Source organism: Pseudomonas stagnisoli (assembly GCF_048595745.1).
Taxonomy (GTDB): Bacteria; Pseudomonadota; Gammaproteobacteria; order Pseudomonadales; family Pseudomonadaceae; genus Aquipseudomonas; species Aquipseudomonas alcaligenes_A.
Genome location: NZ_CP184361.1, coordinates 422438 through 438229, shown reverse-complemented (window position 1 = coordinate 438229; position 15792 = coordinate 422438). Strand labels below are relative to the sequence as shown.

Genomic DNA, 15792 nt, shown 5'->3' with positions numbered 1-15792 from the left:
TTGCCTCATCAGTATAGAAGAGGTAGATCAGCCGTCCGCTCTAACAGAGCACTGGCCTTGGCTATTATATTCTTTGGGATTCTGGGAATAATTGAATTTCTAATCACATTCAACACAGGCAAATACGCCTCACTAAAGCGAACGGTCTCATCTGCATTAAGTACGCTTTGCCGTTCTCTTTCCTCTAAGAAAATTTTCGCTTTTATTATTCTTGCTACATAGTCAGGATCATCAAAGATTACGATTGCATTCTTGCATGTAGCACAGCTCAAATATGCCATGCATGGTTCTCCGATTTTCGACCCTTTGATGTAGCCTGCTTTAGGATCTATGCACTTCATTCCGAAAAGCGTGTCGTAATCTGAGCCCTCCGCCCTATCGCTTAATCTAGATATAATCTCGCCCTGGAACACATTGATCCTTTCGTACACCTTTTCGGAATTCAAATCCCTATTTAAATAGTGCTTTACAGTTTCTGAGTTTTTATGCTGAAGCAACTCAGACACATGGCTATTATTTTTGTATCTGTCTTTATGTAAGCCGGCCACCACCCTCCTAATGTCACTAAAAGTAAAGTAGCTGAGCTCATTTGTAACTCTGAAACGATCTAAACTATTATGAGCACTCTGGATCGAAATTCTTTTTGCTAATCGCCCCGAACGCGTAATAAATAGAAGATCCTTATCTGGTTCAGCTGCCATTCTACGAATAGACTCAGTCATCCGACGCACCAGCCCTACCAAACTAGGTACAGAGTATTTCCCGTCTACAGGAAAAGACATTGATTGCTCGTTCGCAGCCCTACCCTTTATCCAACTTAAATTTGCCAGCCGCTTATCTAGAGGATGCTCCTCCAAGCAATTTAAACTTATTTCCATGATAGATATTGGGTTCCCTGCCGTCTCGATTAGCAGCAACAGATACACCGGAATGAATGAGGCCATTGTCATTTCACGATACTCTGCAAACCGCCTCAGCCCTACAGTACCTAGACCTCCTTTGTTCACCTTGCCGAAATCTTTCTGAGACCAAATATCCAAGACCTCATATTCTATTAACTTCTGCAGAGTCTTTATGTCTCTAGCTGAAAGAGTATGATCTTCAAATGGCTCTCCTACTCTAATTGCCTCTGCTATAGCCATTCGATGCATAATCACATCGACCTCCCTCTTGCAAATAGCGGCAATCCGTCTCAACTCTTCCTGAGTTAAGTCATTATCCCTCACATTTCTGATTTCTCTTGGGAACCTTCCATCGATTATTATTTGAGCATTCCATAGTTCATGGGAACCAAACTCGGAAAGCCACCGCACCATACTCCTTATGAAGTTAAAGTGCGCACCATTAGTTTTTCGCAGTCTGGATGAGCTTTCTAAATATGCATGGAACTGCGCAAGAATCGATTTCTTGGTCACATCGACCCCTGAGCTCAATGCATCCATAAACTTCACTACTGATCGCCACGCCTGCCTTCTACTTCTCGCCGCATAATGCCCCGTAAGCGCTAGAAAGGCGGACTTGATATCTAGCAAAACTAGTTCATCAATGTCGCTTCTAAATATTGTGTAATTATCGCGTCTACCCCTTGATGAATCATGAAAGGAAGCCACAAATTTATCGTCTGTCATTTGATAGCCCCACACATTTCATCTAAAAGCTGGAGCACATCAAATCTATGAGTAGCGATTCTCTCTAAATATATCTCTGTGGTTTGTGAGCTTGCATGCCCTAAAAGCCCTTGAATTATCTTTATGCCATCAACACCCAACGATTGGCCTTTCAGCTGCTCAAGGCGGTGACTGACAGCGGTAGCGAAAGTAGTTCTAGCCTGATGCGGATTTGCTTTCACCTTTGCCCTAGCAGCAGCTCTCTTGAAAGCTCTGTAGTATGAAGATTGCGCAACAGCCTTCCCGTTTCGACCTATAAACAAGAACGGGGAATCTGTAGTAACCGTCGATCCCTGCCCCTTGGGAATAGATAGCAGCCGCTCAATTCTTATATAGTCACTTGTCTCTCTAACAAGATCTTCTGGGACATACACATCGATAATCTTCCCCCCCTTTACAGGCACCTCAAGAAATCTCTGTCCGATAAAATTATCTTTCTCTATAGAGAGTATGCTGCTAGTTCTAAGCCCAGTGCATAGAGCCCATCTAAAAATCAGCTTATGCACGCCACTTAAGTTACTCAGGATAGCCGCACACTCGTCGCCGGATAGCGCTCTAGGTCTTTTTTGCTTCCCTCTAACTCGAATGGACTTAAATTTATCCAGCTGCTTCAGCTTGCTTGAAATGTAGCTATCAGAAACCTGCCCAGAACGACTCCAACTGTATCGATAAAACTCTGCAACGACTGTAACTCGAAGATTTATCGTTGCCGGACTTAACGTGCGCCCCCTGTCTAGACCAGATTTTTCTATCATGTACTGCCTGTACATAAATAAATTCCTGATGCTCGTCTCTCTCCAGCCAATACCCACCATATCAAGATAGACAAACCAGCTCTTCAGGCTTTCTGCATATGTTTTTATCGTCCTTGTTGGCCTTACAGATTTGGCCATCTGGCTTTTTTCTCTTAGAAACATATAAGCCGTATAATTTATTGACCCATCGCTCATTAAAATTATTGGCAACCTAAAGTGGGCATAGCTGTATTGCGGAGGGAAAAGCGAAAGCAGTCCGTGCTTTTTCAAAACACAGTTAATTCGTGTTTGGTCATTCTCTTTCGGCCACAGAACGTCCATATAAGCCTCCCTTAACATGTATCAAGGTAGACTAATGCCCGAGTTCGACCGCAAGGTCCTCGAGGTCCTTCGCGAGCCTCTGGAGTCCGGCCATATCGTGATCGCCCGGGCCCGCGACAAGGTGCGCTTCCCGGCACGCTTCCAGCTGGTGGCGGCTTTTGTGAGCAAATACTCAGGTCAGGGAGATAGAAAACACAGCTATCTCCCAACCCCACCTCCTCTCACTCAGAATCGACAGGTGAACCAAGCTCTTAACGGAGTAGTTTGCCCCAGTCACGCCGGACCAGCGCTTGGCAGCCAGCATGCGAACCTCCGAAGCAACGCTGCGAAACAATCTTCAGGCTGTCCACCGTAGAATAGGTGATGGCCTCACCGTCTTGATCAAGCAAAACACCACCAGCTCCGATCAATAGTGCATGACCAGCCACCACGTCATGAGCAGATACGGGGAAGATTGACACTCCAACATCGCCATCCCCGGCTGCTACGCGAGCAAGTCTGTAGGCGATGCTTGGCATAGCGACAAAATGACCGGGCGAACATAGCTCCGCGTTAACAGCTGGCTTTGACACTGCAGCTGCGCTCACCATCACCGCACTCTGTTCAGACCATTCTCGCTGGGTCAGCTGCGTATTAACCGGTAGTCCATTTCGCTGAACAGAGAACATCCCCTTCGCCCAGGCAATGCAGTCACAAGGCCGATTTTCAAGCACCGGAGCATATACGACGCCCAGAATTGGTTGCGAATCTTGGAGCAGGCCAACTGAAATAGCTGACCCTTTAAGCCCCTTTAGAAAGTCCGTAGTGCCATCGTTTGGGTCAACCACCCAGCAATACTCGTGGCCTGTTAGGTTGAATCCAGTCTCCTCTCCCCAAAAATCGCAGCTCAGAAGTGCTAGGAGCTCCGGGCGCAGTTGCGATTCAATTTCAAGGTCAATGTCGGCCTTGTCGCCAGAGCCACGTGGCCCCTCAGGCCGCTCCCATTCAGCGACCAGAAGTCTGCCCGCCTTTTCGGTTATTCGAACAACCTCGTTGAGAAGAAGCGTGTAGTCCAAGATCAATCAACTCCGCAGATCAGCGATGCACTAAGAGTCCTAGTTCAGTCATCCAAAAATCAGCCTCTTTGAATCGCTCCACTTTAGTAGAAAAACTTCAGGGGTTGCTTGTGGCCGATAGCGACCGCCCCCTGCCTCATAAAGCCCTCAAAGCTTAGCGCTCATAATTGAGCCGGCTTATTCTAGCAAGGTGAACATCTTGTACAGGTCGGTTTCTATCCTAGCGCGAGGCGAGTATTTGTCTCGCCTGAGCATGTCTGCGAAGTGCTTTTCACAAATCACAACATCGCAGTAACAACTGGCGACACCGACTCCAGCCCAGTCTTCAAGATCGCTTGGCTTTGCCTTATACATCTTGTTCTTGATGACCTGCCGATGAAGGTGCATATCAAGCTGTCTTGTCGGCATAGCAGCAAGGATTTTCTTGTAATCGTCGGCGGTTAGATTTTCAAATTCAGCCTGACTGATCTTGTGTGAATTCAATATCTCAATCAGCGGATCTTTGATATCAATTATGGCCATCGCATGAAGCCAGTTGTCCAGCATTCCCTTCTCTAGTAATCCACTCTTCTCATGCAGAGAGTTTAAGTGGGAAAGGAAAACCCCCCTCTGCCCTGTCTGAGGGTGCTTAATCGGCTCTACGCCTAAACCAGGCAAGCCAGTGAAAATAGCTTTCTCGAATAGCTCATCGAGCACCTCGGGCAGCAAGTAGTCAAAGTGCTTGCCAAACGCATGAACAATACCCTTTCCAATAAGATTGATCTGCCTAGGCTTTATCTTGGGGAAGACCGTGCTGAGTCCAATCTCTAGTTCTCGACGGACAATATCTCGATACGAAACTAGAGTTTTCCCTTGTGATAAATCCCACATAACCTCGCCCAAGCGCTCGCGTCTTCCTGGATTCGAAATGGAGGCGAATTCGAGGTAATGGATTGCAGAGAGGGGCAGAATAAGCCCGCTCTGAACGGCAGCGCGAACCTCTTTGATAAACGATTGCGCCCCAGGGGATGAGTTTTTCCCATGGATGATCTTGGCGAGTTCAATCCATTTGTTCTGATCTAGATAAACGATCATTGATTAGGCTGCCTAGGCTCGTGCTGAATAGTAGAAGCCGAGCACTGTGCCGATTAATGTGCCAGAGAAGGCCAGTATTTCGCTGAAGTAATTGCTGTTGGTGACTGCGGCAAAGAGCAAGAACAGAATCAGCAGAAACACCACTAGAAAGCCAAGAAGCGCCGGGATGCGTTTATTGATTCTTTCGGTCTTGGCTTCAGCTAAGCCTATACCTCCGCAAATAGAGCACGGTAGGCCTACAAAATCCTTACCTTTCAGCTCGCTATTCTTGATGCAGATGGCGCAGGAGTTTTGGCCGATTCCATTCTTGCATGTACCAACCCCCGCGCAGTGCGCACATGGGTAAAGGTTTGCTTTGATGTCGTGCATAGTCCCTCTGCAACGGTGAGGGTTGGCGGCAAGCGCGTGTAATCGTTCGGGTTTGCTGGGCTGGGCATGCAATTGCCCTTACAGCTCCATAACCTATTCCCCGATCCATCTCATCAACTGCCTGGGGCCTGATGTGATCGCTAAGTCATGGGGGCTACTCCGGAGGTTCAGCTTTGAGCTTGAACGGATAATCTGCCTTTTTATTTCTGACGAAGCAGACGGGGGGGGGTCAATAGAGCGCCATGTCTGCAACGGTCAAGGAGTTGGAATCTATGGGGTTTGGGTTATTGATGAAGTGCATCACCAGAGCGTGTGCCGCCTGGTCTCGGTCCTGCTTGCGAGCGAGGATTCCTGATATCTGAGATCGATGTGCGGGATGCGTCAGTTGAACGGCCACGCTCCAATATGGCCCAAATCCCCATTCCTTGAATACCGACCTCGCAATCTCTGCGCAGAGTTCAGGTGAAGATATAACGTACCGCTGAAGGCCTTTGGAAATAGCCTTGATTTGGTAAGGGCACTGCGCGAGCTCAGAGTGTAGAGCCATCAATCTCTCCTTAATCAGGATTGCCTAGCTGCAATTAAGAGTTGCCAGTCCCTAAAGGTCAATGATTTCCTCCCGTCGCCTGAGGCCGTAAATGAGGCACTCCTGCCAGCTCAAGGTCTGACAGGGTTGTAGGACAGTCAACGACTCTGATTCGGGAGTAGGCAAAGTAGTCTCGCTTGGCACGCGAAGCGGTGGGGTCTTGGAGCCCGGCTCACGCAGTGCGATCAAGTACGGCAACGCCTTCATCGCCTCATGTTCGCCGAACGTAGAGTTGTCCCAAGTTACCGGAATCCTCTGTGGCGGGTGCCCAGCCAGGACTGCGTCCACGACCACCTCGAAGCGAGCATAGTCGCTCAGAATTCTCTTACTCCTCGACTTACTTCTCCAGGAATTCGATCTCTTGTCTGTGGACTGGACGATCTCGTAGTTCTTGGTTCTGCCGACAATTACCACGCTCGCACATTGGATGTCGCCGAGCTCAAGGGCAACTCGTGACTTGCAGGTGCTTGCAGGTGGGGCCACGAATAGGACTGCAGGATTCACCACCATAGCTATTGCCTCTCCTCGCCCAGCTAAGCGCCTTCTTCCCTGGATACCTCCGCTCAGCACTGGCCGCATATCCATCTCCGCCTCAATGCCTCACGTAGCTCTTCTTGCCCGACAGCGTTAAGCAGTAAACGCCACCACTTAGGCCCGTACAAAAGGTACTGGTGTCACACGCAAACTCACTGTCGTTCTGGATGAGCTGCTGTGGAGCAGCAGTTAAAACACGTCCTGTTCCCATCTAGGCCGAATAGCCCTTCTTCGATCCGCTGATCGAGCCGTCGTTGCACAGGAAGAGATCGCCATCGCAGCCAGCGATGCCCCCCTTCCCTCCAGAACAGGGTGTGTTGGCCGCAATAGCCTCCAGCGCCGAGATGCCAAGCGCTGCTCAGATGACGAAGCACAGGCTGAGAGATACTTTTCGTAGCAGTTTGGGAGAGCTTTTCATTCTGGCCTACAAAGGGTCGCCAACTAAAACCGCCCGGCCTTTATCACCCTCGCACCCAGTGGGTGGAGACCAACTTAGAGCAGCAGATTTATCAGGCATGTGGATGACTAGGCGACGCTCCAAGCACTCCCCCATTGCGCGCTCCGCTAAGGCCTCAAGCTTGGTCGTATCCCAGCTGCTGACCTTGTAGCTGAACACCTGCGCCTCAAGGTCTTCGCCCTCGGTGTGATGCAAGATCGTGGCAACCGCTTCCTGACAGGTGTTGGATGTGCGGTTGCAGCGAATTTCGATCGCATTTGTTCCTGGTGTTTGGTATCCCTCGATGGTCTTCCAGCCGCCCCAAACTATGAGCTCGTTCTGCTCGACCTTAATCATAAGCGGAGGAATAGTGGTGCTCTCGAGAGGAGCAGGCTTCGTGAGCCAGAGCACGATGTAGGTCGCGCATAGAGCCGAAGCAAGTGCGATCAGCAGCAGTTTGAGGTGGCGCATATAGAGTCCGTTCTGGTGGCAGCCGTCCTGGCCGATCTAAACACTAGAGCATCTTAAAGAAATGAGCGAGCCGGAGGGTCGCTTCCGACCACAATGCCGCCCCACCGTACAAAACAGACCTGCCTGAGACGAAGCTGCCACACTGCACCTACTACGTCAGGGCGAATCTATGAAAACTACATCTGAGCGCTGGCGAATTGTATGCCAAGCCCCGGAGGTGACTGCGGAGACGTCATCGTCGAGCTTCCATCCGAGTTACTTGAGCAGCTCGGGTAGGGTCTGGATGATGAACTTTCTGTTGAGGCGGGAGAGGAAACATTAGCCTGAAACTCAAGCAACGAGCCGATGGCGCCTCGACATAGCAATCCAAACAATGTCTGATTGTGGTTAGCCGCTTCGCATCAAGAACGGCTGAATCGCCAATTTAGGCCATTCGTTCTATGAGTGCAAATCATTGAGGCTTTGAGTAGATATATCCTTCTTACGCACAAGAGACATTGGAATCCTCAGGGCAGAGAAAAGCGACCTTGCCTCCATGCCCCCAGACGCGTCCAACGAAAAGGTTGCGCTGACGTCCACGACAAGGCGACAGCGAATAAAATTTCGATTCCTTGTGTGCGTGGAAAGCCGAGGGATCCAAACTCTAGAAAACTAGTCCGTGAGATAGCTTTCATCCATTTCGGGATCAACTACAAATCGATCGGTTCTAATGTACAGCAGGCCAACTTCTCTTGGCATCGAGTCTAATCTATCGAGACTTCTATTCACCCGAACACATTGTTCTGCATTGACATAGAACCGATGGTCATTGAGCCAGTTTCGAGAATCATGGTAATTATCGAGTGTCGCCCCTTCAAGTGAGGTGACATGCTGTTCGATCTTAGAGCGACTTACCAAGCGTCGAATTCGAGGGATTATATCGACTGTACGATCATCAGAAACAACAATCGCTAGCCTACGTGCTTCGCTTGTTTGTACGTAGCGTATCCCTGAATTGTATCGAGATCCCCGCGAAGGGGTACATTGATCGGTGGCCTCCCCATCAAGAATTATCCCGACAGCGTGACATACCCCATCGGGCGCGAGAAGTATGGTTCCGTCGATACAGCTGAAACTCCGAAGCAACGACTCCGTCAACCGGGTTGGTTCGATGCGTGTTCCTTGCTTTCCAAGTCGGGATGCCTCACTTAGCGCATCCTCCGCAACAACAACCATGCTGCCGTGTTGTTGACTCATCTGGAATAGTAGCAGACTCCAGAGATGCAATCCGTCTTTCGGCGAGGCTCTTGGGAAGAGCCGTGCATAGTTGGCCAGAAAAGCAACTTTTTCAAAGGGTTCTTGTGGGAGTTTTGGCACTCCGTAATGGCTGCGGATCAGCACCTGATCACCGCACCGCAACTCCCAGTGGTAGTGATCGAGGAAGGTGGCCGTAAATGCATCTTGCGCAGCGTAGGCGTCGTGAGAATCCTTTAGTTTGCCAAGGCCATATATATGACGACTGTCTGCGACGATTCCCATTCCAGTGGAGGCCATCTGCAGGACTTTTCGGACCCAGCGCGGCTCATGAAGCGGCACAGGCTCGGAAAACCTGGCGAGAAATTCGACGCACTCGCTCTCGGGATTGACCAAGATGAGGTTACCGACACTTTTTGTACCCTCGTACATCAGCGAGGCAACAAGATTGAGCGCATCAAATAGATCGTTATAAAAGTAATTTCGCCCGATCGAAAGCCCGGGCGTATGCAGAAAGTTACGCGCCCCAACGCGAATAACCTCCTGGGCGCTTCTCACACTGCCATGCGTGAAGCGGCCGGGGTCCGGATTCTGCAACTCTTTCGTCGCTTCGTGAAGGACAGCGAACAAGGCCGCGTGGATCAGGCTGCGATATCCGTATCCCTGACGCCGTCCGTCAACGGGCCTGTCAGGTAAGGGAGGAAATTGCGAGAAGGTGCTATTAGGAATCTGTATGACGGTTGTAACGTAGTATTCGTCGATCCGCCGGACCTCGCCACATAGCGAAGTCACATCGTGCTCAGTGTCGAATACCTTAAGTGCATTGCGTACCGACGTTCGCACAGAGTCGCGACGCATCCATTCCGGCTTGTCGTGCATGCTTGCGTCGTCGCTGTAAAACATGCTCTGAAGGTCATGGTCCTTATAGGTGGACTCCACGGAATCGAGCAGGTTGTCGAATAGCGCCAGAGGCCACTTTCCATCCTCCGGCTCCACACACACCGGATTCGGACTTGTGCTTGTAGGCTTGCGAGCTCCGACAAGAAGCACCTCAGCCTCCGCTGGCGCCCCTAGGTGCTTCAGTACCTCGTGTACAAGCGACCGAATATGGATTCGATAGCTGACCTGATATCCCCACATGAAAAGGGTGATGCAGCGACCGGCCATTGCGACTCCTGAGCTCTAAACGGTGCCACTCTTGCGGCAGATTTATTAATGGTGCTTCGCTTCACTAGACACCCTAGCACTTAATAGCAGCGCTGAAACACGAAGCGGCGTCTCCGGATTCAATCTTCGACTAGTCGCGCCAAGGCTTGGATCAAGCGTTAATGCGGCAGCCTGATTATAGGGCTGAGAAACGGCCTGAGCGCAGAAGATCATTAGCGACGTTTCAGCCCTTTCTTTTGCCAGTATCAACCTAAGCTGGAGGCATGTAATATCTCAAAGCCACCACCATCACTCCTCAGGCCAAGGAAGAGCGCTCCGAGATGACACAAGAAAAGGATGAGTCCAGTTCTCAACCACTGCTTCGTTTACTGACCCTAGATGGTGGTGGGGCCAAAGGCTTCTACACTCTGGGTGTCCTCAAAGAGATTGAGGCCATGGTTGGTGGACCGCTTCACAAGAAGTTCGATCTGGTGTTTGGCACGAGTACAGGTGCCATAATTGCGGCTCTGATCGCCCTCGGTCATAGCATTGACACCATCTTAGATTTATATCGAGAACATGTACCGACCGTGATGTTGAACAAGTCGGCTTCGGCCAGATCTGCGGCATTAAAGCGGCTAGCCGAAGAGATTTTCGGGGAAGCAACATTCAGCGACGTGAAAACAGGACTCGGAGTCGTTGCCGCCAAGTGGATGACCGAGCGCCCTATGATCTTTAAGGGCTCTGTTTCCCAGGCGCATGGCCGGATGAGCACATTTACTCCCGGTTTCGGTGTATGCATCGCGGATGCAGTCAAAGCATCCTGCTCCGCCTACCCGTTCTTTGAGCGCACAACAGTTCGAACATCAAGCGGAGAAGACGTCGAGCTAATTGATGGAGGTTACTGCGCGAACAATCCAACACTGTACGCACTCGCCGATGCCATTGAAGCTCTTAAGCATAATAGGAGTGACATTCGTCTTGTGAGTGTTGGAGTGGGTATCTACCCAGACCCCAAGCCGGGGCTTCTGATGCGGCTGGCAAAGAAATACCTCATCAGTGTGCAGTTACTGCAAAAGACCCTGGAAATCAATACTCAGTCAATGGATCAGTTACGCCAAGTCCTTTTCCATGACGTACCAACCATCCGGATTAGTGACTCATACGTCACCCCGGAAATGGCCACTGACTTGCTAGAGCACGATCTTAAGAAGCTAGGGCTTTTGTTCCAACGTGGTCGCGAATCATTTGCCTCGCGAGAACAGCAACTTCGTGAGTATTTGATCTAGGAGGGAGGTACGGATGCCTATACCTGAGTCTCAGCTCGAAACGTGGTCACACCAAGGCTCTATTGAACAGTCCAGCAGGACCTACAACTCGATAAAAAAAGTGCTGGAAGCCCCTGCCACACCGTATGCCGACAAGAGTTTCACAGTTTTTCTCCAAGGCTCCTATGGCAACAATACAAATATCTACGCTGAGAGCGACGTGGATATCGTCATTCGACTAGACGACTGCGTCTACAACGACCTTGATGATTTGACTAGTGAGGAGAAAGAGGCACACGCGCGCGCCTTCGAGTCTGCGACCTATGTGTATGCTGATTTCAAGCGCGACATTCTGTCTGCTTTGGAAGCGCAGTATAGACAGGCGATCCATGTAGGTGAGAAAGCCATCGCCATCGATGCTTCCAGTACGCGCCGAAAGGCCGATGTAATTGCGACTACTGCTTTCAGGCGATATTCAAAATTTCGCTCGGCAAGCGACTCCGCGTACGTTGAGGGAATCTGCTTATTCAGCAAGAAAGGCGAGCTAATAGCGAACTACCCAAAGCAACACTCAGCAAACCTTACGACCAAAAACCAAGGCACGTCTGGGTGGCTAAAGCCTATGGCTCGTGTGTTTAAGAACATGCGCAGTAAAATGGCGGAGAATGGCTTGATCGAGGCCGGCAGTGCCCCGTCGTACTACCTCGAAGGCTTGCTCTACAACGTACCGACCATCTATTTCACCACAAGCTACCAAGATTGCATGGTGAATATTTTGAACTGGTATCGCCAGGAGGCGGATAAGGCAGAGCTTGTCTGTGCCAACGAGCAGTACTACTTGCTGCGCGACGGCTCTCACACATGTTGGACGCAGACTAAGTGTGATGCCTTCATTGAGGCTGCAGTCAAGCTTTGGAACGATTGGTGACGCTGATGCAAACGAGCCCGGCGTCTTTGCACTGACATTCATTGCAGGTTTTAACGTCGATAAATTTTTCGTCAAAATCGAAGAGGTGATTGCCAGCTCCGATTGGTCGGTAGCGGTCGTCCGCTAGAAGCAGCTATTGGCCGAGAGGCGCCTGCCGCGACAGGCGGGAACCGGCCAGAGGAAGACGTTGAGATCTGCCATCGGAAATCGATGCTCCATAATGACGTCATGACTGAAATATTCCGGCGTCCCCAATTGGCCCAAGAGATGGCCAGGCAGCTTCTGAAGCCTTCGGCACTTGATCTTGGGCTGCGGTCCGGGATGTTCATGTTTGGGCCTCACCGAAGCGGAAAAACCACTTTCCTGATACAGGATCTAGTTCCCGCGCTGGAGGAAGGTGGAGCGCTGGTGATTTACGTCAATCTCTGCTGCTCCCCTCAGCGCAGCTCTAAAGACATGGTTCTAGATGCTATTCGAGAAGCCTTGAGCAATAGGGGGAGCGAAGCTCCCGGAGCCAAGCTCGACATTGGGCTCAAAAATCTGGGGATAGCAGGAGGGGCAACGATTGCGGAAGTGCTCAAGTCACAGGTCGATCAAGCGAAAACCGATCTCGTTCTGATTATCGACGAAGTGCAGGAGGCGGCATCCACTCTGGAGGGGCAACAGATGTTGTTAGCCTTGAAGGCGGCCCGCGATGCCATAAACACTCGATTGGTGACACCGGGACATTTCTTACTCATAGGTGTCTGTTCCAACCAAGCCGCAAGTATCGAGATGACCACTGCTGAAAACCAAGCATTTGCCGGCGCAGCCAACATGCCCTATCCCTTTCTGGAAAGGGATTATGTGGAGTTCTTGCTAGAGCGACTACAGCAAGAAGGTCACTGCAACCTACCTACGGTGGAAATCGCAGAGCAGCTGTTCAGAGCCGCAAACAGCAACCCTGATGAGCTAACCCGCGCCCTAGTGCAGCTCCAAAGATCCGTCACAACGGGCAGTAGCTCGGACGACCTATGAATCGGGAAAGGCCGCTGTCGGCCAAAAGCTGCCGGTCGAGAGCCTACGAGAACGGGGGTGGTTCACCCACGTCAATCGAAGCTACCGAAATGAATTTGCTCCGTTCACTAGGCCTTTAACTTCCAGTTGCCCATTGATGGCGCAGTGTTAGTTCCTGTACTTATCCCCCTTTAACGATACGGAGCATCGATATGGCCATTTACGAGGAAGTATTAGTGTGGGCGGATAGGCTGCCGCCGTGGCGTCAAGACGCCCTACGTCGCTTATGCGTTCAGGGCGGCTGGATCGAGGAGGATCTTGGAGAAATTCTTGATCTCGCCAAGCAGCATCATGGAATTGCCAGTGAATTTGAACCTGCGCTACAGCCAATCAGGTTCGCAGCAGAACATTTTCCCGCAGAAGCAAATCAGGACCAGGTCGTTGCTCTCAAATCCCTGCATACGTTGATCAATGTGGGAAAAATCCCGAGAGACCAAGCTTTGGAGTTTCAAGTCCTAGGCCTGACCATCGTGTACGGGGGCAATGGCACAGGAAAGTCCGGTTATGCGCGAGTGTTGAAGCAGGCATGCAGGGCTAGGAGCCCGGGAACCGTTTACGCCAATGCCTATGCAGCGGACTATCAGCAACTAACCCCGAGCGCCACTATCGATTTCGAGTTGAACGGCGCCCCAGAGCAGACAATCTGGCGTGCTCAACGCGACCATGTTTCGCGACCCGAACTCAGGGGCATCTCCGTCTTCGATGGCGACTGCGCACGCCACTATCTTCAGTCGAGAGAGACCGCCACCTTTCAGTCGTCCGCTCTGACCTATCTCCAGCAACTGGCCAATGGTCTAAATCAGGCCCTGCGTCCACGGCTTCAGGCAGAGATCGCAGCTCTCGCCACAGACGTTACGCCGTTCAATGTCATTCCCGCCGATACCGAGGCCGGCCGGACAGTGCACCCGATTGGTCCAACTACTGATCTGACACGGGCACGCGCATTAGCCACGCTCAATTTGGATGAGCAAGCAGAGCTCGCGCGACTACCGCAGGAGATTAGCGAGGCAGACCCCACTGCCAAGGCAGCAAACCTCGACAACGCTGCAACGAGGGTTGATGAGCTAGCCAACAACATCACTGCGGCAGCCGACATTGTGTCTGATGATGCGCTGGATGCCAGGCAGTCGTCGTATCGAAATCTGGTAGAAGCAGAAGCTGCGGAGCGCGCCGCCTCTGAATTGCTTCAGGCGGAAGATGCCACGAAGTTGCTCGCCGGAACTGGACAAGGCCCTTGGGCGTCACTGTTCAACGCCGCTCGCGAGTATTCGACCAGCACGGCATATCCTGGGCAAACCTTTCCGGTTACCGGTGAAGGATCTGTCTGCGTGCTTTGTCAGCAGGATCTGACGCCGGAAGCGAAGGATCGCCTGGAGCGGTTTGATCGCTATATTCGGGACAAGGCGGCAGAAGCTGCCCAAGTTGCGCGTAATGCTTGGCAGCAGATCTTACGCAGTGTCGACCAGGCGAACGTTGCCTTTGCTGCTCCTCCGAACATGTTGGAGAGCTTAGCCGCGCGTGTAGCAACGCTGCCGGACGAGATTCGATGCTTCCAGGAAGACCTAACCACTCGACTTCAGTGGCTCAGAGCTGCCGCTCTCAGCGGTGAATGGCAGGATCGCCCAACGTATCGTGGTGCAAACCCAACGGCTTCACTCCACCAAATCGCCGATGTCCTCCGTGCAGAAGCAGCTCGATTGCGCGCCAACCTTGATGCTGCGGCCTTAGCGGCTAAGAGGCTGCGCCTGAAGGAACTGGAGGCACGACGGATACTTTCCGAACATATCGAAGCCATCGCAAGAGTGAGTGAGAACCTCGCTCACAAGGCAAAGCTCCAGCGCTGCCAGGATGATATCGGCAACACGCGCGCTATCAGCATGCTCGCGGGCCAGTTGGCCAAAACATACGTCAGTGAGGCGTTGGCTGGAACGATGAACGATGAACTCAACAGGCTAGATCTGTACCACGTTCGGGCCGGTATCAGTTCAAGCGGAGATGCGGGGTCCGTGCGACTCGGCATCCAACTTCAGGATTGCCAGCTTGACCCTCATTTAGTCCTAAGCGAGGCGGAGCAGCGCATGTGTGCGCTCGCGTACTTCTTCGCAGAGCTCCAGCAGTCGGGTTCCTCTTCTGGGATCGTGTTCGACGATCCGGTTTCCAGCCTTGATCACAGTCATCGAACCGCCGTCGCACGACGGATTGTTCAGGAGTCCGTTCAACGACAGGTCATTGTGTTTACTCACGATGCAGTGTTCTTCGGAGAGCTGGTCACTCTTTGCCAAGATGCCCAGTTGGTTCCTGAAGTGAGATCGATCACCTACCGGGCTGAAGGGCCTGGCTACATCGATGCCGGCTTGCCTTATGACATGCGCAGACACCGTGAGCGCATTGCATATCATCGTGCTGACCATCAGCGAATTGCCGCCAACTTCAATAACCCGCCTGGGGATAATGAGCGGCTTGCGATGCGCAATGCTTACGATGATCTTCGCGTGACGATAGAGGTAGGTATCGAGGACACGATACTCAATGAAACCGTGGTGCGGTTCCGCGACGGCATCTCGGTCGGCCGGCTAGATGGTGTAATGATTGTGCAGGAGGCTGATTACCGCGAAGTGCAGCGTTTGCATGACAAGTGCTGCCGCAACGTGCGTGCGCATTCACATGCGGCCGGTCAGCAGCGTCCTGTAACGCAACCAGCCGAATTCCTGCAAGATATCGAGGACGTCAACACCTTGTTCCAGGATATCCGCCGACGCAGAGGTTAAGTGGCAGCCTCATCAGAGGCTGCCTGGTTCGGTGTTAAGGTAGATGTTCAATGCCCCAAGAGACGGGCAAGTACCTTGTAGTGGTCCTCGAAGATCTGGACTACCCCCGCTCCGGTAGACATCCC

11 protein-coding genes and 2 pseudogenes are annotated in these 15792 nt (G+C 51.6%); 5 read left to right on the top strand and 8 right to left on the bottom strand.

The window, feature by feature from the left end; genetic code table 11:
• Window positions 1-8 precede the first annotated feature (8 nt).
• Together ACOAPY_RS01995 and ACOAPY_RS01990 are read right to left on the bottom strand one after the other, a co-directional pair.
• Window positions 9-1628: a hypothetical protein gene (locus ACOAPY_RS01995; RefSeq protein WP_465154847.1), complete on the bottom strand. Its 1620-nt coding sequence runs from the start codon at window positions 1626-1628 to the stop codon at window positions 9-11.
• On the bottom strand, window positions 1625-2743 hold the full coding sequence (locus ACOAPY_RS01990; RefSeq protein WP_465154846.1) for a tyrosine-type recombinase/integrase: 1119 nt from the start codon (window positions 2741-2743) through the stop codon (window positions 1625-1627). Before ACOAPY_RS01990 ends, ACOAPY_RS01995 begins: the two co-directional genes overlap by 4 nt.
• A 34-nt stretch (window positions 2744-2777) precedes the next feature.
• Between ACOAPY_RS01990 and ACOAPY_RS01985 the strand changes: the two are divergent.
• Window positions 2778-2900 (top strand): annotated as a pseudogene (locus ACOAPY_RS01985) (ATP-binding protein); the annotation flags it as partial.
• Window positions 2901-2994: 94 nt separating this feature from the next.
• On the opposite strand, the gene ACOAPY_RS01980 reads toward ACOAPY_RS01985, so the two are convergent.
• The 6 genes and pseudogenes from ACOAPY_RS01980 to ACOAPY_RS01955 all read right to left on the bottom strand — a co-directional run bounded on the left by ACOAPY_RS01980 (window position 2995) and on the right by ACOAPY_RS01955 (window position 9668).
• Complete coding sequence (locus ACOAPY_RS01980; RefSeq protein WP_465156682.1) at window positions 2995-3798, bottom strand: inositol monophosphatase family protein; 804 nt, start codon at window positions 3796-3798, stop codon at window positions 2995-2997.
• Between the two features lie 177 nt (window positions 3799-3975).
• A complete protein-coding gene (locus tag ACOAPY_RS01975) occupies window positions 3976-4872 on the bottom strand; it encodes a hypothetical protein (protein ID WP_465154845.1) in 897 nt (298 codons plus the stop codon).
• Between the two features lie 12 nt (window positions 4873-4884).
• The gene (locus tag ACOAPY_RS01970) at window positions 4885-5241 is read right to left on the bottom strand and encodes a molecular chaperone DnaJ (RefSeq protein WP_465154844.1); all 357 of its coding nucleotides are present in this window, start codon (window positions 5239-5241) and stop codon (window positions 4885-4887) included.
• Window positions 5242-6419: 1178 nt separating this feature from the next.
• Window positions 6420-6707 (bottom strand): annotated as a pseudogene (locus tag ACOAPY_RS01965) (YdcA family protein).
• Window positions 6708-6785: 78 nt separating this feature from the next.
• On the bottom strand, window positions 6786-7268 hold the full coding sequence (locus tag ACOAPY_RS01960; protein WP_465154843.1) for a hypothetical protein: 483 nt from the start codon (window positions 7266-7268) through the stop codon (window positions 6786-6788).
• Between the two features lie 651 nt (window positions 7269-7919).
• Window positions 7920-9668 carry a hypothetical protein gene (locus ACOAPY_RS01955; protein ID WP_465154842.1) on the bottom strand — a complete coding sequence of 583 codons (1749 nt, stop codon included), beginning with the start codon at window positions 9666-9668 and terminating at the stop codon, window positions 7920-7922.
• A 320-nt stretch (window positions 9669-9988) separates the two neighbouring features.
• On the opposite strand from ACOAPY_RS01955, the gene ACOAPY_RS01950 reads away from it, so the two are divergent.
• The 4 genes from ACOAPY_RS01950 (at window position 9989) to ACOAPY_RS01935 (ending at window position 15667) form a co-directional block, all read left to right on the top strand.
• A complete protein-coding gene (locus tag ACOAPY_RS01950) occupies window positions 9989-10936 on the top strand; it encodes a patatin-like phospholipase family protein (protein ID WP_465154841.1) in 948 nt (315 codons plus the stop codon).
• A 13-nt stretch (window positions 10937-10949) separates the two neighbouring features.
• Entirely contained in the window at window positions 10950-11843 is an 894-nt protein-coding gene (locus ACOAPY_RS01945; protein WP_465154840.1) for a nucleotidyltransferase domain-containing protein, read from the top strand.
• A 228-nt stretch (window positions 11844-12071) separates the two neighbouring features.
• A complete protein-coding gene (locus ACOAPY_RS01940; protein ID WP_465154839.1) occupies window positions 12072-12860 on the top strand; it encodes an ATP-binding protein in 789 nt (262 codons plus the stop codon).
• A gap of 191 nt (window positions 12861-13051) precedes the next feature.
• Window positions 13052-15667: an AAA family ATPase gene (locus ACOAPY_RS01935; protein WP_465154838.1), complete on the top strand. Its 2616-nt coding sequence runs from the start codon at window positions 13052-13054 to the stop codon at window positions 15665-15667.
• The last annotated feature ends 125 nt before the right edge of the window (window positions 15668-15792 follow it).

What these genes read in the sequence shown, in the direction of transcription:
- ACOAPY_RS01935 (WP_465154838.1), top strand. Translation starts at nt 13,052, where the DNA reads ATGGCCATTTACGAGGAAGTATTAGTGTGGGCGGATAGGCTGCCGCCG.
- ACOAPY_RS01940 (WP_465154839.1), top strand. Translation starts at nt 12,072, where the DNA reads ATGACTGAAATATTCCGGCGTCCCCAATTGGCCCAAGAGATGGCCAGG.
- ACOAPY_RS01955 (WP_465154842.1), bottom strand. Translation starts at nt 9,668, where the DNA reads ATGGCCGGTCGCTGCATCACCCTTTTCATGTGGGGATATCAGGTCAGC.
- ACOAPY_RS01990 (WP_465154846.1), bottom strand. Translation starts at nt 2,743, where the DNA reads ATGGACGTTCTGTGGCCGAAAGAGAATGACCAAACACGAATTAACTGT.
- ACOAPY_RS01950 (WP_465154841.1), top strand. Translation starts at nt 9,989, where the DNA reads ATGACACAAGAAAAGGATGAGTCCAGTTCTCAACCACTGCTTCGTTTA.
- ACOAPY_RS01960 (WP_465154843.1), bottom strand. Translation starts at nt 7,268, where the DNA reads ATGCGCCACCTCAAACTGCTGCTGATCGCACTTGCTTCGGCTCTATGC.
- ACOAPY_RS01945 (WP_465154840.1), top strand. Translation starts at nt 10,950, where the DNA reads ATGCCTATACCTGAGTCTCAGCTCGAAACGTGGTCACACCAAGGCTCT.
- ACOAPY_RS01995 (WP_465154847.1), bottom strand. Translation starts at nt 1,628, where the DNA reads ATGACAGACGATAAATTTGTGGCTTCCTTTCATGATTCATCAAGGGGT.
- ACOAPY_RS01970 (WP_465154844.1), bottom strand. Translation starts at nt 5,241, where the DNA reads ATGCACGACATCAAAGCAAACCTTTACCCATGTGCGCACTGCGCGGGG.
- ACOAPY_RS01975 (WP_465154845.1), bottom strand. Translation starts at nt 4,872, where the DNA reads ATGATCGTTTATCTAGATCAGAACAAATGGATTGAACTCGCCAAGATC.